The following is a 19,002-nucleotide window of genomic DNA, read 5'->3' as shown; positions in this document are numbered from 1 at the left end:
GAGCGCATAATGGCTCATCGAAGAGAGAGACAGGACAGATGAGCGCAACGACGCGCGGCGAAGGCGATTCATCATTGACACGCGGTCTCCGACTGCTGGAGCTCTTCTCGCCCGATGAGAGCGAGATCTCCATCAGCGAGATGGCCCGGCGTACGGGGATGCCCAAGTCGACCACCCACAGACTCGTCAGCGACCTCGTGAAGTGGGGCGCACTCGAGCGGGGAAAGGGCGGCGTTCGTCTGGGCGTCCGCTTGTTCGAACTCGGACATCTGGTGCCCGACCACAATCGTCTGCGCGAACTGGCGATCCCGTTCGCCCACTCCCTGAACGAGATTACCCATCTGACATCGAACCTCGCGGTGAGGGAGGGCAACGAGATCATCTACATCGAGAAGATCACCAGTCGCGACCTGCGTGTGCCTCATTCGCGCGTGGGCGGCAGGCTTCCGATGCACTGCACGGGGCTCGGAAAGGCCATCCTCGCAAATAGCAGTCCGACGTTCGTCGACGCGATCCTCGAAGCGCCCTTGGCCGCCGTGACGCCCCACACGATCACCGACCCCGACGTCCTGCGTCGCGAACTCGCCGACATCCGGCATTCACGCGTCGCCTATGACCTCGAGGAGTCCCGACCGGGACTCTTCTGCGTCGCCGCGCCCATCTTCGCCCGGGGAGGGCGCGTCGTGGGTGCGCTCTCGGTGACCGGCGCGACGACGCAGAGCCAGGCCCGCAGCTTCGCCGGTGTCGTGCTCGCCTCCGCCCATGCGCTGTCCCACGCTCTCGGGGCGTCCTCCGCGGCTACGGCAGCAGCTCCGGTGTGAGACCAGCCGGGATGCCCTGGCGCGGTGTGTCGCGTCGCCCGCGTTCCGGCGAGCGGGACGACCGTGGCGCTCGTGCCCGCTCTCGCCCAGCATGAGAGGGTGGCAATTCAGCTGATCGAGTCCGTGACCATCCGCAAGCTCGAGTGGGAGGCCGAAGGCAGGCGCCAGGAGCGCGGGTTCTACCCGACCGCCTACGACGGGGGTGTCACGCCACAAACGGGGTTCATCCTCGAGGTGCGCACAGATGCCGGGATCACGGGTGAATACACCTGGACCACAGGGATCAACGGCCACGCTGCCGATCACATCCGTTCCATCGCGCCGTGGCTGATCGGGCACGACGCCATGCAGCGTGAGCGGATCTGGAACGAGCTTCGCCGTGTCTGGCGCAAGTACGACCAGCTCGGCCTGGGCCCGCTGGACTGCGCGCTGTGGGATCTGGCAGGCAAGACATACGGCGTGCCGCTGTGGGAATTGCTCGGCGGCTACCGCAAGCGCCTTCCGGCCTACGCCTCGACCCTTTTCGGAGACGACGCCGGCCTCGGTCCCCTCGGCACTCCCGCCGCTTACGCGGAATTCGCGACCTACTGCGTGTCTCTGGGCTATCGGGCCATCAAGCTCCATGGCTGGAATGACGGCGACATTCGACGTGAGATCGAGCTCGTGTTCGCGGTCCGCGAAGCGGTCGGACCCGACATTGCGTTGATGCTGGATCCGTCGGGTGCCTACAACACGTTCGGTGACGTGCTCACAGTGGGCCGCGCGCTGGATGAGGCGAACTTCTACTGGTACGAAGATCCAGGCATTGAGGGAGGTAACTCCGCTTTCGCCTACCGGAAGCTACGCGAGCTGCTGAAGACCCCCTTCCTCCAGGGCGAGCACATTCGCGGCCTGCAGCTGCGCATGGACAATATCCTCGCCGGTGGTACGGACTTCATGCGCGCAGACGCGGGACTGGATGGCGGGGTAACGGGCGTGATGAAGACGGCGCACGCGGCTGAGGCGCTGGGGGTGGATGTCGAGTTGCATGCGACGAGCGCGGTGCACCGTCATCTGATGGCATCCATCCGTAACAGCAACTTCTACGAGCTGGGCCTGGTGGCGCCAAGCCTCAACGAGGTGTCGCCCCCGTTCTTCGAGAGCTATGCCGACCGCCTCGATGAGATCGACTCCGACGGCACCGTGGGTGTGCCCGACGGCCCGGGCCTCGGCACCCCGCTCGATCGCGACTGGATCATCGCGCACCAGACCGACATCTTCGTCGCCGACTAGCCGACACGCCTCTCGCGCGGCCATGGCGATCCGCTCTCGCCTGGGTGGTCCCGATGGAGTCGGGCCTCGTCCACCTCAACGCCGAGCCCGGGCTCCTCACCCAGACTCGCACGGCCGTCCATGACGAGTGCCCCACCCGAGATCGCACCATTACGAAACGGATTCTCAGCCGTCGGGTCGGCCTCGAAGAAGTCCGTCGACCCCACGGCCGACATCACGGTGAGCGTGGCAGCGTGGTTGAGCGCGGAGTGGGAGATGTGGGGCACGAATCGGGCACCGTGGGCCTGCGTGACGTGGCCGATGCGGATGGCCTCGGTGATCCCGCCGACTCGACTGACGTCCGGCTGTGCGACCTGGATCGCACCCTCCCCGATCCATTCGGCGAATGCATCCGCCCCGAAGAGGTTCTCGCCGGCCGCGAGCGGAACGCGGCGGAGCGATGAGAGCGCCCTGAAGTCGCCTCTCCGTCCTGGGGCGAAAGGCTCTTCGAGCCACTCCGCGCCGATCTCGCCGAGCACCGTTGCGAGGCGCGAGACGTCGTAGTTCTGGCCGAGGTTCGCGTCCGTCATGATGCGAAAGTCCTCGCCGAGCGCGCTGCGAGCCGCAAGCACGCGGGCGACGTCAGCCTCGAAGCCATCGCCGACGCGCACCTTCGCCGCGCGGTACCCGCGGTCGCGGAGTCCTTGCAGGTCGGCAACGAGCAGCTCCGGCGTCGAATAGCCGAGCGTGAATCCTCCGGCATACGCGGGGAAATCGGGTGTCACTGCGTTGAGGAGCTGCCACGCGGGTCGGGACGACGACTTTCCGTAGGCATCCCACATCGCGATGTCGATCCCGCTGAGCGCGAAGATAAACCCACCCATGCCGCTCGCGATGAGAAAGCGGTCCCGCGTCTCCTCACGGACGGCGAGCATCTCGTTCGCGCGCCGGCCGAGCACGACCTCCTGCATCGTGGTGTTGACGATCTCGGCGACCGCGGTGCCGGCGTGGCCGTGGAACGCCTCGCCATAGCCGATCGTTCCGTCTGCGAGTTCGACGCGCACGAGCACGAGATCGCGGCGAAGGATGGACCCCGTCCCAATCTTGCGCGGGCGGTTCGCGAATCTCCAGGTGTGCACGGTCGCGCGAAGGGCGACGATCTCGGACGCCGTCATCATGCGTCACACGGGGATGGTCGCGGGGTGGGCGCGGATTGCGTCCTCGTCTACCACGCAACCCCACCCGGGCGCGTCGGGAAGTAGCAGATCACCGTTCTCTATGACTGGCGGCGTCACGAGTTCGTCGCGCCAAGGCACACCGTCGACGTCGATCTCGAGGATGGAGAAGTTGGTGAGCGACGCGCCGAACTGCGCGCTCATGTGTGTCATGAGATGGCTCATTGGGTTGTGAGGAGAGACGTTGAGGTCGTACCCGGCGGCGAGATCGGCGATCCGTTTGGACTCGGGCATGCCATTCCACGCGACGTCCACCTTGACGATGTCCATCGCGCGACGCTCGAAGAACCGCCGGTACTCGCGAACCCCTGAGAGCGCCTCACCCGAGACGATCTTGAGCTTGCCGTTCCCACGCGCAGCCCGGAGTTGCTCGGGATCGTGGGTGTCGGCCTCGAACCAGGTGAGGGGGGTCTCGGCGAGGCGGCGCGCCAGGCGTGGGATCGCCTCGCCTTTTACACACCACACCGTGTCGAGCAGGATCTGCACGCCATCACCCGTGCCCTCGTAGAACGCGTCGATGAGATCCACGACCCCTTCGATGGTCGTGTCGCCCAGTTCGAGCGATGTCTCGCCGGTGCCGCTCCAGAGCGGCAGGTAGAGCCGGGCAGCGCCGTCCTCGAAGAGGATGACGTTCGTCTTGAGGGCTCGGAAGCCGCGATCACGCACCTCGGCACCCAGTGCGGAGATGTCGTCGAGCGACGTGATCGGCGTATGGACGCCGGCCTGCGACATTCGAATTCTGCCCAGCCCGCAATGCGACCAGTACACGGGCAGACGATCGCGCAACGCACCCCCCAGCAGTGCGGAGACGGGAACGCCGAGATCCTGAGCACGGATGTCGAGGCTCGCGTTGAGGATCGCCGCTGCGGCACGACGATTGAGGCCCTCTTCGGCTTCATGCGTCGCCGAGCGGAGGATTGCCTCGAGGCGGTTGGTGTTCGCCGGGTCCTGACCGACGACGAGCGCAGCGAGTCGCTCGATGACGAGGTGCGTGCCGCGGGAGGAGTACCCGCCATCGGTGAACTCTGCCCAGCCAGTGGGACCGTGATCTGTCTCAAGCTTGAGGAACGCCCATACGCGATTGCCCGCCGCGCAGTGGAGGGTCTCGTATCGCGTGATCCTCATGTCGTCACTTTGCCACGGGGACGAAGTGCACGTCGTGGGCTCGGACGCCGATGTCGACGACGTCCCCCGATTCGACGGCGGCGTCCGAGCGCACCTCCGCTCGGATGACTCCCCCGGGCAGCCGCAGTGCGACGTCCAGGTGTCGGCCGAGGAACGACACTCGCTCGACTATCCCAGACCATTGGTTCTCGCACTCCAGCGCCGGGGCGCCGAGGACCACGTTCTCGGAGCGGAAGACCGCGAAGACACCCGTCCCCGCTCCCCCGTAGGCCTCTGCCGATCGGATACGCACGTTATCGCCGACGGCGACGTGAGCGTCATCGGCGAGCTCGGCCCGGATAAGGTTGGCGCGCCCGATGAACGTCGCTGCGAACTCCGTCGCCGGTCGGCGGTAGATCTCGCGCGGCACATCGAGCTGCTCGATCTCGCCGTCGCGCATCAGGACGACGCGGTCCGACATGGACATCGCCTCGGTCTGGTCGTGCGTCACGTAAATGCTGGTGATACCGACGGTGCGCTGGAGCTCGAGCAGCTCGAAGCGCATCTGCTCGCGCAGACCCGCGTCGAGGTTCGAGAGCGGCTCGTCGAAGAGCAGGAGCTTAGGTCGGGTCACGATGGCCCGCGCGAGAGCCACACGCTGCTGCTGCCCGCCAGAGAGCTCGGTGCCGAAACGCTTCGCGTAAGGGTCGAGTCCCACGAGGCTGAGCACCTCGCCAACCCGCGCGGCGACCTCCTTGCGGTCGAGGCCTTTCAGGCCGTATCCGACGTTCTTCTCGACGGTCATGTGAGGCCACACCGCATAGGACTGGAACACCATGTTGATGCCCCGCTTCTCGGGAGGCAGCTGCTTCTGCTCCGACGCGATGACCGTGTCATCGAGCGTGATGGACCCGCCGGAGGGCGCCTCAAGTCCTGCGATGCAGCGCAGCGTCGTGGTCTTGCCGCACCCGGACGGCCCGAGCAGCGTCAAGAACTCCCCTGGGCGAATCGAGAACGAGATTCCCTTCACGGCCTCGACGTCGCCGTACTTGATGCGCAGGTCGCGGACTTGAAGCGAGGCGCCGCTGGTCGTGAGCACGGACTCCGCCGCGGCCCTCTCCTGCTGTGTCGTCTGGCTCATGTGATTCCTTCGGTTTCTGCGGGAGGGTGCCCGCGGCTACAGGTTGGACGAGTCGAGCTTCGCGCGCAGCACAAATCTCGCGAACAGGATGCCGATTGCCATGACGACCGTCAGGAAGAGTCCGACGATGGCCGCGTTGCGAATTGATCCTTGTTCGACGTAGTTCCACGCGAGCACGGCGAGCGGACGGGACTTGGGCCCCGAGAGGATCACCGCTTCGTTAACCTCACGTGTCGCGAAAACGAACAGCAGAGACCAGGCCGAGAGGAGCGCCGGCCGCAGCAGCGGCAACGTCACGGTGAAGATCGTCCGGAGCTTGCCGGCGCCGTTCATTCGCGCCGCCTCCTCGAGAGATTTGTCGACTTGGATGAGTCCCGCGCTCGCGAAGCGCGCGGCCTGCGGGATGTAGGCACCGATCAGCGCGATCGTCACGAGGATGACCGTCGCGTAAATCGGGGAACGCACGTACATCCACAGGATGCCGGTGGCGAACACGATGCCCGGAACCGCGATCGGGAACGTGCCTAGGTAGTCGACGATGGCTCCAAGCTTGCCCTGTTCGCGGACCACCACGTAGGCGACTGCGAGTCCCACGAGAACGGTGAGCGTCGGCACGAGGATACCGAGCCAGAGGGTGTTGCCGAACGCGGTCAGTACGTCGGGTGCATTCCACACCTCGACGATGCCGTCGAACGAGAACGTCATCCGCCGGAAGTCCGTGATGGCGAAGGGTGACAGCGACATCACGATGAGCACGGCATACGGAAGCACTGCGGCGAGGAACGCGTATAGCGCGAAGACAGCCGCGGCGACGTAGCGTCCTGCACGAAGCTTGACCAGCCGCGGTCGAGTACCGCGCGCGCTGATCGTCACGAACCTATTCGCGTTGCGCACTGATCGGCGGTAGAGGTACACCCCAGCCAACGTGAACCAGAACAGCAGGGTACCGAGCGCGGCTCCCACCGGCGGACGTGCGGGGAACACCGTCACCGCACGGTAGACCTCCACGGCGAGCGGCGAGAAGCTTGTGTTCAGACCGAGAACAGCCGGGATCACGAAAACGCCAGTCGCAAGCACTGCGACGAAGAAGAACGACGCGACGAGCGCGGGCCGCATGATCGGAAGCGTCACCTTCATCGCCGTCGCGAAGGTGCCCCGCCCGTTCATGTAGCTCGCCTCTTCGAGAGAGGGGTCCATGTTCTTCAGCGCCGACGAGATGAAGAGGTAGGCGTAGGGGATGTAGAAGAGCAGCATGACGAAGATCACACCGGGCAGCGTCATGACATTCACGAAGGTCGCGTCGGTGCCGAGCATCCAACGCAGATTCACGTTGATCATCCCGGAGTTCGGGGCCGCCAACAGGAGCCACGCCAGTGCGCCGACGAAAGGCGAAAGAAAGAGGGGCAGGATTAGTCCGAACTCCCAGAGCTTGCGCAGCGGCACATTTACCCGCGTCAGGAACCATGCCGCTAGGCCGCCGAAGAAGACCGAGAACGCCGCGACGCTGATCGCCATGATGAGGGTCCCGATCAGCGAGGCGTAATACTCCCCGCTGATATAGACGCGGTAGACCGCGTCTAGCGAGAACGTGTTGTTCGGGAGCCCTGGCGCGTCGCTCTGCACTGCGCCGACGAAGACCATGGCGACCGGACCGGCCACCAGCCCGAGCAGCAGGATGAAGACCACGACCGCGAGCGCTGATGGGCGCTTCCACAGTGCCCGGCGGCCGCCCGGCGGCACCGCGACCGCGGAGCTCGCGGTGCCGCCGGGCGTGCCGAGCGCGAGCTCGGTCTGATCGAGAATCGTCATCCGGAGTACCCGAATACCTCGCTCCACCGCGAGAGGAAGTCGCCGTCAGCCGAGGAGGCTTCGAGGAACTCCGCATCGTCGATGAAGCTGAACCAGACGCTCCCTACATCGGGCTCGGTGTACCAGTCAGATGCCAATAGTTCGCGCTCATCCGTGACGTCGCTGTTGGCCGGCACCGTCTGCGTGATCTCGGTGTATAGCGCGTTGGCTTCGGGCGTGGTCGCCCACTCCATGAAAAGTCGCGCGGCATTCGCGTGCGGAGCGTCGGCGACGACGCCGGTCGAGAAGTATCCGCCGGTGGTGTCGGCGGGGTATACGAATTCGAGCGGAGCACCCTGCAGTGCCTGAGGAGCCGCGAGGCTGTCGGTCAGCGCAACGGCGATGGCGTACTCGCCGGCGATGAGGTTCTGAACGAGCGTCGCCGAGCTGTAGAACAGCGGCTTGTTGTCGGCAATGGCCTGCAGTGCGTCCCAGCCGTACTCCTCGGACGCATCGCCCTCGGCGTAGCGGTAGTAGAAGGCTGCCGCCTGCTGCGAGGACTGCGGCATGTTCACTCCGACGCGTCCTTCGAAGACGGGGTCGCCCGCGGCTTTGATCGGGTCTTCGCGGATCATCTCGATCTCGTCGGCGCTCAGCAGTGTCGGGTTGTAAGCGACCGTCTGAAAGTAGCCGTTCTGCACCGGGTAGAAGAACCCCTCGACGAGCTGCTCTGCCGGGAAAAGATCACCGTTCTGCGGCGTGTACTCGGCGATCCACCCCTCGTCGACAGCGGACTGCATCGAAACGCGGTCAGCGATGCTGAAGACGTCCGCCTGGAACTGGCCTGCCGACATCTCCTGTGCGAACCGCTGATTCAGTTCGCTTCCCGGAAGGCGCAGGATGTTCACCGAGATGTCGTACTCGGCGGTAAAGGCCTGCGTCCATTTTTGCAGCGACGTCTCGTTCGCATCGCCGTAGAAGGTGAGTTCGCCTTCAGCCTGCGCTGCCGCGACCAGGTCCTGCATTTCATCGCCGCCCGCAGCGGGGGACGCGGGGGCGGCCGTGCCCCCACTGCACGCCGTCATGGTCGCGACTGCGACGGCAGCCATTGCTATGGCCGCAAACCTCCGGGAGTTCTTCACAACAGCTCCTTTGCCATTCATGGATGTAGTCTCGCGACGCAGATCTCCGCGTCGTGGCGCGGCTCGCACGGTCAGGTGCAAGTGTTTTCACTATTTGACGCGGAGCGTGCTCGCGAGACAACGGGGCGTCCCGCATAGGGGGACAACGGCGCTGATTCGCCCCGATCTCGCGGCAGCGGTACCGCGGGTTGGGACGACTGTCAGGTCACCGAAGGCTCTCGCAGTTGCTCAGGGGCGAGAGATACCCCTGGAGGGACTCGAACCCCCAACCGTTTCCTTAGGACGGAACTGCTCTTCCATTGAGCTACAGAGGCTGGCGGCATCCAGTCTATCGATGCTCGTCCGAGGCCGACGCGTCGTCCGGCTGCGCGACACGACTGGCGAACACGACCCGGTTGTCGACGTACGACGCCGCCTCGCGATCGAACACTCCCCCGCACGTGATCAGGCGCAGCTCGTCGGACGGGATGGCGCCGAAAACGAGCTGGGTGGGAAAGGACGACTTCGGGTAGTCCTCGACAGCCGTGACGACGTAGTGGAACACCGTGCCCGCGGCGTCAGTCACCTCGACCGCATCGCCCGCCCGCACGTCGCGGAGCCGGATGAACACGGCCGGTCCGGTCGGCGAATCCACGTGACCCGCAATGACCGTCGGGCCGAAGCCCCCCGGACGGCCCCCTCCGGCGAACCAGCCCACTTCTGCGTAGTCCTCCGGCACCTCCATGCCGCCCTCCGCGGTGATGCCCAGATCGATCAGCGGCACAGCGAGGTCGATCGAAGGGATCGCGACCGATACGGGTGGGAGCGCCGCGACCGGAGCAGGCTCCGGTGCCGCCGGCGGCTGCACATTGGGGGCCGAACTGACAACGGGCACGGGCTCGATGACGGACGGACCGACGTCGGCGGGCAACGCCGCGCACCCGCCGACCACCATGGCCAGCATCAACCCCACGACGACGACGCCCGCGGGCCGCGGCATCCTGACTGCACTGGCAGAATGCCGCGGTGCCCGCGAGCGCGTGATCACCGAGCGTCCGCGTGTCGACGGCGGTGCAGCACGACGCCACCCACTGCAGCGACGCCGGCGAGCGCGAGCGCCCCGATCGTGACGCCCGCGGCATCCCACTGCCCTGCCGCCCCACCGGCACCGGTGTCGACACCGCCCACGGGCACCGACGTCAACTGACCACGCACCACTCCGGCGCTGAAACTGGCCGTGTGCGAATCAGCGGCGAATCCCGCCGCGTCGGCCTCGATCTGGGCGAGGCTGAACCCCTCGCCGGTGTCGACGCCGTTCGCCAGCACTCCTGTGGTGAACGGTCCCTGCAGGCAGCCGGAGCTCGTCCGCGGTCCGTCACCCACGGGCGACGGGTTTGGGAAGGCGATACGCGGGGGTCCGGGCTTGCCCGCGACGGCCTGGTGGATGTGGGTCGCGGTCTTGGCCGGGCTCTGGTAGTCGCCCGTCACGCCGTCGAGCGTGATGTCGTAGCAGATGATCTCGAGGTCGGAATTGATGCGGAACGTGAACGTACCCGTCGCGCCCTCCTCGCCCGCAGTCGCCACTCCGTCGGTGTTGACGACCTGATCGGGCGTGGCCATCACCGTGAACGCACTGGTGAACGACGCCGGCTCCTCGACCTCGGTCTCTGCGTGCGCCGGCGCCGCGAACGCCAGTACTCCGACGGTTGCGACCGCACCGATCATCAGCGCGCGGGTGGAAGTCCTGTTCATCATGATGCTCGATTCTTGATGCGGATGCCGGTTGCCTCCGTTGCAGGGTGTTACGACCGTCGTCGTGATTGCGTTCATCTCCCACGAATCTTTTCTTCGAGATGAACGCCGAGCACTCGGTGGGCGTATCCCTCGATGGCTTCCGAGCTGCGGCTTCTCAAACGGAGGGGTCTCGATCGCCTAGCCTGAAGGTGAGCGTGCACGATGGGGCAGACGCGTTCGGGGAGCGTGATGGATCATCGGGCGAGCGAGTTCGTGGCGTTCGACGCGCGTCGCAGCTTCGACGAGCACGGGTCTGCACTGCTGGGTTTCGCCGTCAACGCACTGCGCGACCGTCCGCTGGCGGAGGACTGCGTGCAGGAGACCTTTCTTCGCGCGTGGCGGGCACGCGAGCGTTTCGACCCCGCCGTCGCCTCGGAGCGCACGTGGCTGTTCTCGATCGCGCGCAACGTGATCGCGGACGCGCTTCGCGCCCGGTCTCGGATGCCCCGGATCGGCGACGACGCGCAACTCGACCAGCTCCCGTCGCCGCACGCGGACCCGCTCGATCGGCTGCGGATCGTGGAAGGTCTCGCACAGCTCAGCGATGCCCACCGCGAGGTCGTCGTGGCCGTTCACCTCGAGGGTCGGACGTATCACGAGCTCAGCATCGCCACGGGTGTGCCGATGGCGACACTGCGCACTCGAGCCTTCCACGCCCTGCGAGCCCTGCGCAGCCACCTCGATGCACCGGAGGAACACGATGAACAGTCCTGACGATCGGATCGCCGCACTCATCGCCGCCGCCGTCGCGGAGGAGCTGACACCCGAGGAGAAGGTGGAACTCGACGGGTTCCGCCGCACTCACCCGTGGGTGGACGAAGAGATCGCGAACATGCGCGACCTCGCACGCCGCCTCGCCCTCGCCGAAGTCGCGTGGACCGATGTCGCGCCGAGCGATGCGCTTCGGCAGCGCGTCGCCGCGTCGACGAACGTGCCGTCGGACGCGTCACCCGGGCCGGTACCGATAGGTCGAGTCGCGGCGACGCCGCCCGACTCTCGTCGATCACGACGATGGCTCGTCCCGATGCTCAGCGCGGCGTGCCTCGCGATCGGCCTCGTCGTGGGGCTTGCGATCCCTCCCCTGGTCGACGCCCCACCGTCGGGTGGACCGGGCACCCTCGGTGCGATCGAAGAGATCGACGTGCGTTCCGAAGCCGCCGGAGCGCAGATCGATGCAGCTCTGGTGGCGCACACCTGGGGCACCGAGGCCGTTGTCGACGCATCGGGTCTCGACGTCGGCGCGACGTACTCCGTCGTCTTGATCGGCAGCGACGGCGCGGAGTTCTCAGCTGGCGAGATGCTCGGCTCGGCGGTGCCCATCCACTGCCGACTCAACGCGGCGGTGCTGCGGGCGGAGACGGTGCGTCTGGAGATCCGCGAAGTCGGCGCTGAGACACCCACCGCCGTCGCCGACCTGCCGCAGACGTAGCACGCTCGTCTGTCGGGGTGCGATCACGGCCCTTCCGCCCTCGGGCGACGGCGGGAAGCGAGACATCGACAGCTAGCGCGTGAGGGGAGTCCCGACCCTGACCAGATTGTTGTCGGGGTCGGCGAACGAGAACTCCCGCATTCCCCACGGTTCGTCGCGCACCGGACGGATGCGGGCCAGCGATTCCCCGTTGCGCCATCGACGGAGGAGCTCATCATGGCTGAGCGCATCCGCGTCTTCGAGGGTGACGGACGCGTGGACCGCATCCACGTCGGCGACGTAGAGGTACACCATCGCGGCGTGGACGAAGGGGTCGAGATCAGCGCTCTCGGACAGGTGGAAGCGCATCTCCCCCGCTTCGACGAACGCGTAGCCCCCGACGTCGGCGATCTCGACCTCGAACCCGAGCCCGCGGTAGAAATCCGCTGCGCGCGAGAGGTCGGCGACGGGGAGGATCGCGCTGGCCGACCCACGCCACAGACCTTCTCTGGTCGACACGATGTCAGCTCTCAGCTGCGGCAAGCCGGCGCTCGATCGGCGCCCAGCCGCTGTCGAGGATCGCGAACCCCGCTTCGAGCGTCGCCGGCGGATCACTGCTCTCCGATACGAGAATCTGCATCTGCAGCACGAACCGCGCATACACGCGGATCTCGGCGGTGGGTTCGGCGAGTCCGAGCTCGTCGGCGATCGTGTCGGCGAGGGCATCCTCGTGCCGCAGCCACATCTTCGCCGCATACTCGCGAAGCGCCGGCGTCTTGTTCAGGAAGGCCATGAAGGTGCGGGCGACCTCATCGCCGTGCTCTCCGACGTTCAGGGCGACCTCGGCCGCATAGAAGTCGTGCAGCGCGCGATTGATCGTGGTGCCCGCGGGCCGCTCCGACACTGCGGCGACGAGGCGATCCCGTTGCTCGTCGTCTTCGTCGAAGACGAGCGCCTCCTTCTGCGAGAAGTGCGCGAACACGGTGGTGGGCGACACATCGGCCGCCTCCGCGACCTCTCGAATACTCACGTTGTCGAAGCCGCGCTCGAGGAACATCAGGGTGGCGACGTCGGAGATCGACTTGCGTGTGGCCGCCTTCTTCCGTTCACGGCGCCCGATCGGCTCTGGTGTCGACATGTACACAGCTTATCGAACACTCAGTACGAACATGGTTTGACTCTTAAGTTGGTATGACTACACTCATGGTGTGACTTCACTGAATCCGATCGCTCAGCCGCGCAACGCCCGTCGCGCTTGGGTCATGCTCGTCGTCCTGACCATGCTCACCGTCGTCGGCATGACCGTGGTCCTTCCCGTCCTCCCCTTCGTGGTGCTCCAGTACGTCTCCCACGAGAACGAGCTGGCCCTCTGGGTGGGGGTGCTCGAGTCGATCAACGGGCTCTGCGCCTTCCTCGTCGCCCCCTTCCTCGGCCGACTCTCCGACCGCTTCGGCCGCCGACCGGTCATCATCGCGGCGGCCTTCGGTGCCGCCTTCGCCATGACCCTGTTCGGCATCGGCGGGGCGATCTGGGTGCTCGTCCTCGCGCGCGCCATCCAGGGGCTGACCGCCGGCGATCTTCCCGCGCTCTTCGCCTACCTCGCCGATATCACTCCTCCCGAGCAGCGGGCCAGGCGCTTCGGCATCCTCGGAGCGCTCTCCGGCATCGGAATGATGATCGGACCCGCCGTCGGCGGCCTGCTCGCTGCGGTCAGCCTGCAACTCCCCGTCTTCGTCACCGCCGGGGTCGCCCTCACCGTCGCGATCCTGAGCATCTTCCTGCTCCCCGAGAGCCACAGGCCGGAGAATCGCATCCGCACCATCTCCCTGCGAGATGTGCAGCCCTTCACCGTCTTCACGACCGCGTTCCGCCGGAGGGAGCTGCGCGGACTGCTCATCGGGTTCGGCCTGATCGCGCTTCCCTTCGGCTTCTTCGTCAACAACTTCAGCGTCCTCGCGCTGGACTCGATCCAGTGGGGCCCGACCGCGATCGGGCTGCTCACCGCATCCGTCGGTATCGTCGACATCCTCATCCAGGGCGTGCTGCTCGGCATCCTGCTCCCCCGGATCGGCGAGCGCGGCGTCATCATCAGCGGCATCGTCGCTCAGACCGTCGGCCTCATCGGGCTCGCCCTCGTCGCGTCGATCTTCGCCCAGCCGTGGCTGTTCATCGTCGGCGCCCTCACGCTCGCCGCCGGTCAGGGCGCCGCACAGGCCGCGATGGACGGCGCCATGTCGAACGCCGTCGGTGACGACGAGCAGGGCTGGCTCGGCGGATCCACACAATCGCTCAACGCGGCGATGTCCACCGTCGCCCCGCTCATCGCCGCCGCGCTCTACGCCACCGTCAGCCACGCCGCGCCGTACTGGCTCGGGGCGGCCATCATGGTCGTCGCCGCCATCGTCATCGGACGGGCGCACATCGTGAACACGGCCACCTCGCCGGCGGTCGTTCCCGATGAGCGTGCGGAGTCGCCGGTCGCGCGGTGAGTGAGCGAGTGGGGGCGACGCGGCGTTTCGTCTCGTCGCTCGCTCCTGGCTCACGACCGGGCCGGGCGACGACGCGACCGGCTGACCGAAGGGCACTACGCCGTCATGCGCCGCCGGTACACGACCATCGCGAACACGTACGCGAGCACGAGGATGCCGATGCACCAGGCCAGGGCGATCCAGATATCGGCGCCGACCGGCTGCTGCGCGAACAGCGTGCGGATCGTGTCGACGATCGAGGTGACCGGCTGATTCTCGGCGAACCACTGCACCGGACCGGGCATCGTGTCGGTCGGCACGAAGGCCGAGCTGACGAACGGCAGGAAGATCAGCGGATACGAGAACGCGCTCGCCCCGTCCACCGACGAGGCGGAGAGCCCGGCGATGACCGCGATCCACGTGAGCGCGAGCGTGAATACCACCAGCATGCCGACGACGGCGAGCCACGCGGACACCCCCGCGCCGGTGCGGAACCCCATCGCGAACGCCGCGCCCACCACGATCACCAGTGAGATCAGGTTCGCGACCAGCGAGGTGAGCACGTGCGCCCAGAGGATGCTGGAGCGTGCGATCGGCATCGATTGGAACCGCTCGAAGATGCCGCTCTGCAGATCGAGGAAGAGCCGGAACGCCGTGTAGGCGACGCCCGACGCGATCGTGATGAGCAGGATGCCGGGCAACATGTAGTCGATGTAGGACGATGACCCCGTGTCGATGGCGCCGCCGAACACGAAGACGAAGAGCAGCATGATCGCGACCGGCATGACGGCGGTCGTGATGATCGTGTCGAGGCTGCGCGTGATGTGGCGCAGCGACCGCCCGAGCAGCACGGCGGTGTCGCCGAAGAAGTACCCGCTCACGGCGGGCCGGGTCAGAGTGAGTGCGGTCATGATGCCTTCTCCTCGGATCCGTTCCGGTCGTCTCGGCGAACGGAGTCCCCGGCGGGGGTCGCTCCCCCGACCAGTGATAGGAAGACGTCCTCGAGCGTCGGCTGCTCCTGCACGTACCGCACCGTGGCGGGCGGCAGCAGCTCTTTGAGCTCGGCGAGCGTGCCGTTCACGAGGATGCGCCCCTCGTGCAGGATCGCGATGCGGTCGGCGAGGTGCTCGGCCTCGTCGAGGTACTGCGTCGTCAGCAGCACCGACGTGCCGCGGCCGGCGAGCTCGGTGATCGTGTTCCACACCTCGCTCCGCGCCTGCGGATCGAGCCCGGTCGTGGGCTCGTCGAGGAAGATGACGGGCGGGTCCCCGATCAGACTCATCGCGATGTCGAGGCGCCGGCGCATGCCGCCGGAGTACGTCGCGACCTTGCGGCCACCCGCATCCGACAGCGCGAATCGCCGCAGCAGGTCATCGGCGATCTCCCCGGCGTTCCGCAGGTGCCGCAGCTGGGCGACCATCACGAGGTTCTCGCGCCCGGTGAGCACTTCGTCCACGGCCGCGAATTGACCGGTCAGGCTGATCGACGCGCGCACCTCCTGCGGCTGGTCGGCGACGTCGAACCCGTCGATGACGGCGGCTCCGGCATCCGCTCTCATCAGTGTCGAGAGGATCTTGACGATCGTCGTCTTGCCGGCGCCGTTCGACCCGAGCAGCGCGAAGATCGTGCCGCGCTCGACGTCGAAGTCCACACCGCGCAGCACCTCGAGCGCGGCGAACGACTTCTGCAGTCCGCGCACGCGGATGGCGGGGGCGGATGCGGCACTCATGACGCGCCCGCCTCATCGGCTTCTGCGCGCTCGATGGCCGCCGTGAGGCGCTCGCGCTCCTTGTTGATCCACTGCCCACCCGCATAGTTGCGCAGGAACGTCTCGGCGAATTCCACCGGGTCATCGCCCACAATCTCGCGGATCGGTGTGCGGTCGGCCGCGCACTGCTCGAACAGGTCGGCGAGATCGTCGAGCATCGACAGCAACGTGTCGCCCGCCGCGATCGAGCCGTAGTACATCAGGTACCGGTCGAGCGCTTCGGCGGCGGTCCGGTAGTTCGCGGGCAGCCGCTCGATGCGCGCCTTGTAGGCCCGGTACTGCTTCTTCTGCTCGAGCGATCCGGTGACCTTCTCGATCCATCCTGCAGCCATGATCACTGTCCTCCTTCGCGGAGCTGGTTCAGTCGTTCTGTGAGGAAGCTCCAGGTCCCCCAGAATTCGGTGAGCGCCGCGCGCCCCTGTGTGTTGAGCGAGTAGACCTTGCGGGGCGGCCCCTTTTCGGACGGCACCTTCTCCACGTCGACGAGCCCGCGCTGTTCGATGCGCACGAGCAGCGCGTAGACCGTGCCCTCGGCGATGTCGGTGAATCCCTGCTCGCGCAGCCACGCCGTGATCTCGTAGCCGTACGCGGGTCGCGCCGACAGGATCGCGAGCACGATGCCCTCGAGCACACCCTTCAGCATCTCGGTCGCCTGTTTGCCCATGGCCGTGATTCCCTGCTACTCAGTGATGCTACCTACCGGTACATAGTAACACTGAATAGCTTCCTGTCCAGAGGTCGTTCCGCGGTCCCGTGCGGCGGCCATCGGTCTGTACAGGACGGATGCCGCGCCCCTAGGTTTGGCCTCATGAAGACGACGATCGCCGGCACCACGATGCCCATCCTCGAACTGACACTCGACGCCGGAGAGGCCATCGTCGCCGAGGGCGGTGACGTGGCGTGGCTCTCGCCGGGCTTCGACATGGACACCTCCACCGCCCACGGCGGCGGCAGCGGCGGCTTCATGGGGGGCCTCAAGCGCGTGCTCGGTGGCGCGCAGCTGTTCCTCACGAAGTACACCGCTCCGCAGAACGGCGCGATGATCGCGTTCGCCGCCCAGCTGCCCGGCACGATCCGCGAGATGACGATCGACCCCGCCGACGAATTCATGATCCAGGCCGGCTCGTACACCGCCAGCACCACCGGCGTCGAGGTCTCGGTCGGCCTGCAGAAGCGACTCGGCGCGGGCATCTTCGGCGGCGCCGGGGTCGTCTTCCAGAAGCTCGCGGGGCAGGGCACCGCCTGGGTTCAGCTCGCCGGCGAGATCGTCGAGTACGACCTCGCCGCCGGTCAGTCGCTGCTGATCCACCCCGGACACCTCGCGATGTTCCGCGCGGGCATGGACCTGCAGTTCGCCACGGTGAAGGGCATCCGAAACAAGTTCTTCGGCGACTCGCTGTTCCTTGCGGAGCTGCACGGCCCCGGGCACGTGTGGCTGCAGTCGATGACCGCCGCCAAGCTCGCCGGTGCGATCGAGCCCTACCTGCCCGACAAGCGCTCCGACGGCAACTGAGCCGCCGCGCCCGTCACCAGGTCGAGACGTACTCCGACACGCGCAGCAGTGCCGCCTGCTCGATCATGGGCAGCCCGCGGGTGACGGCCTGATCGATGCGCTGCTGCACCGACCCGTCGCGCAGGGTCGCGCCGTCGAAGTCGGAGGCGCTGGCGTACACGCCGAGCGGCAGGGTCGTCGACTGGAAGAATCCGAACAACGGCCGCAGCTGGTGCTCGATGATGAGCGCGTGACGCTCTCCCCCGCCGGTTGCCGCGAGGAGGACGGGCTGGCCGATGAGCGCGTACTGACCGACGAAGTCGAACAGGTGCTTGAAGAGCCCGGTGAACGATGCGCGGTAGACCGGGCTGCCCACGACGAGGAGGTCGGCGCCCTCGATCTCGCGCAGGGCCTCTTCGATCTCAGGAGGAAGATCCTCCCGCGTGAGCGCGCCGGCGAACGAGGGCCCGATCTCGGCCAGCTCGATCTGACGCGACTCGATCGCCACGCGACTACCGACCGAAGCGATGATCGCCGCCACGAGCGCGCTCGTCTTGCTGCCCTCGTGCAGCGACCCCGAGACTCCGACGACCTTCAGCGGGCCGCGCCCCGAGCCGGGCGCAGCGGATGTCGCGGACTCGTGGTCGGAGGCGATCCTTGTCATGCACCGACCGTACGTCTCCGCAGCCGGGGCCGGGGGCGCGGCCGGACACAGAGCGTCATACGGGCGTCTGCTCGCGACCCTCGTGCCGGCCGTCGTCAGGACGCGGTCCGGTCGCGACCGGACGATCGGGGTGATTCGACCATTGACTCCACGAGCCGGCGTAGAGCTGCGGTGAGAACCCCGCAAGGGTGAGCGCGACGTAGGCGTGCGACGCCGTGACGCCCGAGCCGCAGTAGACGCCGACTGGGGCACCGGTACGGGCCCCCACTTCGGCGAAGGCTTCGCGGAGCACCGCCGGATCGAGGAACCGTCCATCGTCGTCGACGTTCTCGGAGGTCGGACGGTTGACCGTCCCGGGGATGTGACCCGCACGTGGGTCGACCGGCTCGACGTCGCCGCGGTACCGCTCCGCCGCCCGCACATCGATGAGCACTCCGTCGCTCGCGAGGTCGGCCGCTTCGTCGATGGAGAGCGCGGCCAGGTGCCCGCGGCCCAGGACCACGTTGCCGGGGACCGCGGTGACGTCACCGGTCTCGAGGGCGAAGCCGGCGCTCGTCCACGCCTGGAGCGACCCGTCGAGGATCCGGACGTCGGCGATGCCGGCATCCTTCAGCACCCACCAGGCCCGGGCGGCCGACAGCGACTTCAGGTCGTCGTAGACCACAACGGTGTCGCCGTTGCCAACCCCCCAGCGCCGGGCGGCCTCCTGCAGCGCAGAAGCCGACGGCAGCGGATGCCGCCCGTCCGAGGGAACGCCGTGCTCAGCGAGCTCGTGGTCGAGGTCGACGTAGACCGCGCCCGGGATGTGGCCGGCACGGTGGTCGGGCCGCCCGTCGGGGCGGTCGAGCCGCCACCGCACATCGAGGACGCGTACGGGGTTCTCGTCGGGCGCAGAATGCGCGATCAGCGCGGCGAGCTCTTCGGGGGTGATGAGGATGTTCGGCATG

General features: G+C 67.1%; 21 protein-coding genes and 1 tRNA gene. 6 read left to right on the top strand and 16 right to left on the bottom strand.

The window, feature by feature from the left end; translation table 11 throughout:
* The first annotated feature begins 38 nt into the window (after positions 1-38).
* Both ACFM35_RS02480 and ACFM35_RS02475 read left to right on the top strand, forming a co-directional pair.
* Positions 39-821, top strand: a complete 783-nt coding sequence (locus ACFM35_RS02480) for an IclR family transcriptional regulator (protein ID WP_378837920.1) — start codon at positions 39-41, stop codon at positions 819-821.
* Positions 822-884: 63 nt separating this feature from the next.
* Positions 885-2,093 (top strand): enolase C-terminal domain-like protein, encoded by a 1,209-nt coding sequence (locus tag ACFM35_RS02475; protein ID WP_378837917.1) that lies wholly within the window; start codon positions 885-887, stop codon positions 2,091-2,093.
* On the opposite strand, the gene ACFM35_RS02470 is transcribed toward ACFM35_RS02475, so the two are convergent.
* From ACFM35_RS02470 to ACFM35_RS02435, 8 genes are all read right to left on the bottom strand, one after another.
* Positions 2,090-3,250, bottom strand: coding sequence for a mandelate racemase/muconate lactonizing enzyme family protein (locus ACFM35_RS02470; RefSeq protein ID WP_378837915.1), 1,161 nt, complete (start codon positions 3,248-3,250; stop codon positions 2,090-2,092). The two genes, ACFM35_RS02475 and ACFM35_RS02470, sit on opposite strands and share 4 nt — an antisense overlap.
* Before the next feature lie 3 nt (positions 3,251-3,253).
* A complete protein-coding gene (locus ACFM35_RS02465; protein ID WP_378837912.1) occupies positions 3,254-4,432 on the bottom strand; it encodes a mandelate racemase/muconate lactonizing enzyme family protein in 1,179 nt (392 codons plus the stop codon).
* Positions 4,433-4,436: 4 nt separating this feature from the next.
* The gene (locus ACFM35_RS02460; protein WP_378837909.1) at positions 4,437-5,552 is read right to left on the bottom strand and encodes an ABC transporter ATP-binding protein; all 1,116 of its coding nucleotides are present in this window, start codon (positions 5,550-5,552) and stop codon (positions 4,437-4,439) included.
* A 36-nt stretch (positions 5,553-5,588) separates the two neighbouring features.
* Complete coding sequence (locus ACFM35_RS02455; protein WP_378837907.1) at positions 5,589-7,361, bottom strand: ABC transporter permease; 1,773 nt, start codon at positions 7,359-7,361, stop codon at positions 5,589-5,591.
* Positions 7,358-8,449, bottom strand: coding sequence for an ABC transporter substrate-binding protein (locus ACFM35_RS02450; RefSeq protein ID WP_378837905.1), 1,092 nt, complete (start codon positions 8,447-8,449; stop codon positions 7,358-7,360). Before ACFM35_RS02450 ends, ACFM35_RS02455 begins: the two co-directional genes overlap by 4 nt.
* 275 nt (positions 8,450-8,724) lie before the next feature.
* A tRNA-Arg gene (locus ACFM35_RS02445) sits at positions 8,725-8,796 on the bottom strand.
* Between the two features lie 14 nt (positions 8,797-8,810).
* Positions 8,811-9,461 (bottom strand): class F sortase, encoded by a 651-nt coding sequence (locus ACFM35_RS02440; protein ID WP_378837902.1) that lies wholly within the window; start codon positions 9,459-9,461, stop codon positions 8,811-8,813.
* Between the two features lie 44 nt (positions 9,462-9,505).
* Complete coding sequence (locus tag ACFM35_RS02435; protein ID WP_378837900.1) at positions 9,506-10,216, bottom strand: CHRD domain-containing protein; 711 nt, start codon at positions 10,214-10,216, stop codon at positions 9,506-9,508.
* A 228-nt stretch (positions 10,217-10,444) separates the two neighbouring features.
* Here ACFM35_RS02435 and ACFM35_RS02430 point away from each other — a divergent pair, with 228 nt between their 5' ends.
* The gene (locus tag ACFM35_RS02430) at positions 10,445-10,969 is read left to right on the top strand and encodes a sigma-70 family RNA polymerase sigma factor (protein WP_378837898.1); all 525 of its coding nucleotides are present in this window, start codon (positions 10,445-10,447) and stop codon (positions 10,967-10,969) included.
* On the top strand, positions 10,956-11,684 hold the full coding sequence (locus ACFM35_RS02425; protein WP_378837896.1) for an anti-sigma factor: 729 nt from the start codon (positions 10,956-10,958) through the stop codon (positions 11,682-11,684). Before ACFM35_RS02430 ends, ACFM35_RS02425 begins: the two co-directional genes overlap by 14 nt.
* Positions 11,685-11,756: 72 nt before the next feature.
* Here the strand turns inward: ACFM35_RS02425 and ACFM35_RS02420 are convergent, their stop codons facing one another.
* Positions 11,757-12,182, bottom strand: a complete 426-nt coding sequence (locus ACFM35_RS02420) for a bleomycin resistance protein (protein WP_378837893.1) — start codon at positions 12,180-12,182, stop codon at positions 11,757-11,759.
* 4 nt (positions 12,183-12,186) lie between these two features.
* Complete coding sequence (locus ACFM35_RS02415; protein WP_378837891.1) at positions 12,187-12,801, bottom strand: TetR/AcrR family transcriptional regulator; 615 nt, start codon at positions 12,799-12,801, stop codon at positions 12,187-12,189.
* Positions 12,802-12,871: 70 nt separating this feature from the next.
* On the opposite strand from ACFM35_RS02415, the gene ACFM35_RS02410 reads away from it, so the two are divergent.
* Complete coding sequence (locus ACFM35_RS02410) at positions 12,872-14,152, top strand: MFS transporter (protein WP_378837889.1); 1,281 nt, start codon at positions 12,872-12,874, stop codon at positions 14,150-14,152.
* 95 nt (positions 14,153-14,247) lie between these two features.
* Here ACFM35_RS02410 and ACFM35_RS02405 read toward each other — a convergent pair whose 3' ends face one another.
* From ACFM35_RS02405 to ACFM35_RS02390, 4 genes are read right to left on the bottom strand one after another with little or no spacing between them, the layout of a single operon-like run.
* The gene (locus tag ACFM35_RS02405) at positions 14,248-15,042 is read right to left on the bottom strand and encodes an ABC transporter permease (RefSeq protein WP_378837886.1); all 795 of its coding nucleotides are present in this window, start codon (positions 15,040-15,042) and stop codon (positions 14,248-14,250) included.
* The gene (locus ACFM35_RS02400) at positions 15,039-15,860 is read right to left on the bottom strand and encodes an ABC transporter ATP-binding protein (RefSeq protein ID WP_378837883.1); all 822 of its coding nucleotides are present in this window, start codon (positions 15,858-15,860) and stop codon (positions 15,039-15,041) included. The genes ACFM35_RS02405 and ACFM35_RS02400 overlap by 4 nt, the downstream gene beginning before the upstream one ends.
* A complete protein-coding gene (locus ACFM35_RS02395) occupies positions 15,857-16,231 on the bottom strand; it encodes a DUF1048 domain-containing protein (RefSeq protein WP_378837881.1) in 375 nt (124 codons plus the stop codon). The genes ACFM35_RS02400 and ACFM35_RS02395 overlap by 4 nt, the downstream gene beginning before the upstream one ends.
* A gap of 2 nt (positions 16,232-16,233) precedes the next feature.
* Complete coding sequence (locus tag ACFM35_RS02390; RefSeq protein ID WP_378837878.1) at positions 16,234-16,563, bottom strand: PadR family transcriptional regulator; 330 nt, start codon at positions 16,561-16,563, stop codon at positions 16,234-16,236.
* Between the two features lie 144 nt (positions 16,564-16,707).
* Between ACFM35_RS02390 and ACFM35_RS02385 the strand changes: the two genes are divergently transcribed.
* The gene (locus tag ACFM35_RS02385) at positions 16,708-17,412 is read left to right on the top strand and encodes a TIGR00266 family protein (protein WP_378837876.1); all 705 of its coding nucleotides are present in this window, start codon (positions 16,708-16,710) and stop codon (positions 17,410-17,412) included.
* Between the two features lie 13 nt (positions 17,413-17,425).
* On the opposite strand, the gene msuE is transcribed toward ACFM35_RS02385, so the two are convergent.
* Complete coding sequence (msuE, locus tag ACFM35_RS02380; RefSeq protein WP_378837873.1) at positions 17,426-18,055, bottom strand: FMN reductase; 630 nt, start codon at positions 18,053-18,055, stop codon at positions 17,426-17,428.
* Positions 18,056-18,110: 55 nt separating this feature from the next.
* The gene (locus ACFM35_RS02375) at positions 18,111-19,001 is read right to left on the bottom strand and encodes a sulfurtransferase (protein ID WP_378837871.1); all 891 of its coding nucleotides are present in this window, start codon (positions 18,999-19,001) and stop codon (positions 18,111-18,113) included.
* Position 19,002: the final 1 nt, after the last annotated feature.

Origin of the sequence: Microbacterium songi, from assembly GCF_042747925.1 — a bacterium.
GTDB lineage: Bacteria > Actinomycetota > Actinomycetes > Actinomycetales > Microbacteriaceae > Microbacterium.
Note: the sequence above shows the minus strand (reverse complement) of the source record. Positions and strands in the feature narration are given on the sequence as shown.

What these genes read in the sequence shown, in the direction of transcription:
- ACFM35_RS02440 (WP_378837902.1), bottom strand. Translation starts at nt 9,461, where the DNA reads ATGCCGCGGCCCGCGGGCGTCGTCGTCGTGGGGTTGATGCTGGCCATG.
- ACFM35_RS02390 (WP_378837878.1), bottom strand. Translation starts at nt 16,563, where the DNA reads ATGGGCAAACAGGCGACCGAGATGCTGAAGGGTGTGCTCGAGGGCATC.
- ACFM35_RS02470 (WP_378837915.1), bottom strand. Translation starts at nt 3,250, where the DNA reads ATGATGACGGCGTCCGAGATCGTCGCCCTTCGCGCGACCGTGCACACC.
- msuE (WP_378837873.1), bottom strand. Translation starts at nt 18,055, where the DNA reads ATGACAAGGATCGCCTCCGACCACGAGTCCGCGACATCCGCTGCGCCC.
- ACFM35_RS02395 (WP_378837881.1), bottom strand. Translation starts at nt 16,231, where the DNA reads ATGGCTGCAGGATGGATCGAGAAGGTCACCGGATCGCTCGAGCAGAAG.
- ACFM35_RS02430 (WP_378837898.1), top strand. Translation starts at nt 10,445, where the DNA reads ATGGATCATCGGGCGAGCGAGTTCGTGGCGTTCGACGCGCGTCGCAGC.
- ACFM35_RS02400 (WP_378837883.1), bottom strand. Translation starts at nt 15,860, where the DNA reads ATGAGTGCCGCATCCGCCCCCGCCATCCGCGTGCGCGGACTGCAGAAG.
- ACFM35_RS02405 (WP_378837886.1), bottom strand. Translation starts at nt 15,042, where the DNA reads ATGACCGCACTCACTCTGACCCGGCCCGCCGTGAGCGGGTACTTCTTC.
- ACFM35_RS02415 (WP_378837891.1), bottom strand. Translation starts at nt 12,801, where the DNA reads ATGTCGACACCAGAGCCGATCGGGCGCCGTGAACGGAAGAAGGCGGCC.
- ACFM35_RS02425 (WP_378837896.1), top strand. Translation starts at nt 10,956, where the DNA reads ATGAACAGTCCTGACGATCGGATCGCCGCACTCATCGCCGCCGCCGTC.
- ACFM35_RS02465 (WP_378837912.1), bottom strand. Translation starts at nt 4,432, where the DNA reads ATGAGGATCACGCGATACGAGACCCTCCACTGCGCGGCGGGCAATCGC.
- ACFM35_RS02450 (WP_378837905.1), bottom strand. Translation starts at nt 8,449, where the DNA reads ATGGCTGCCGTCGCAGTCGCGACCATGACGGCGTGCAGTGGGGGCACG.
- ACFM35_RS02385 (WP_378837876.1), top strand. Translation starts at nt 16,708, where the DNA reads ATGAAGACGACGATCGCCGGCACCACGATGCCCATCCTCGAACTGACA.
- ACFM35_RS02375 (WP_378837871.1), bottom strand. Translation starts at nt 19,001, where the DNA reads ATGCCGAACATCCTCATCACCCCCGAAGAGCTCGCCGCGCTGATCGCG.
- ACFM35_RS02460 (WP_378837909.1), bottom strand. Translation starts at nt 5,552, where the DNA reads ATGAGCCAGACGACACAGCAGGAGAGGGCCGCGGCGGAGTCCGTGCTC.
- ACFM35_RS02455 (WP_378837907.1), bottom strand. Translation starts at nt 7,361, where the DNA reads ATGACGATTCTCGATCAGACCGAGCTCGCGCTCGGCACGCCCGGCGGC.
- ACFM35_RS02480 (WP_378837920.1), top strand. Translation starts at nt 39, where the DNA reads ATGAGCGCAACGACGCGCGGCGAAGGCGATTCATCATTGACACGCGGT.
- ACFM35_RS02435 (WP_378837900.1), bottom strand. Translation starts at nt 10,216, where the DNA reads ATGATGAACAGGACTTCCACCCGCGCGCTGATGATCGGTGCGGTCGCA.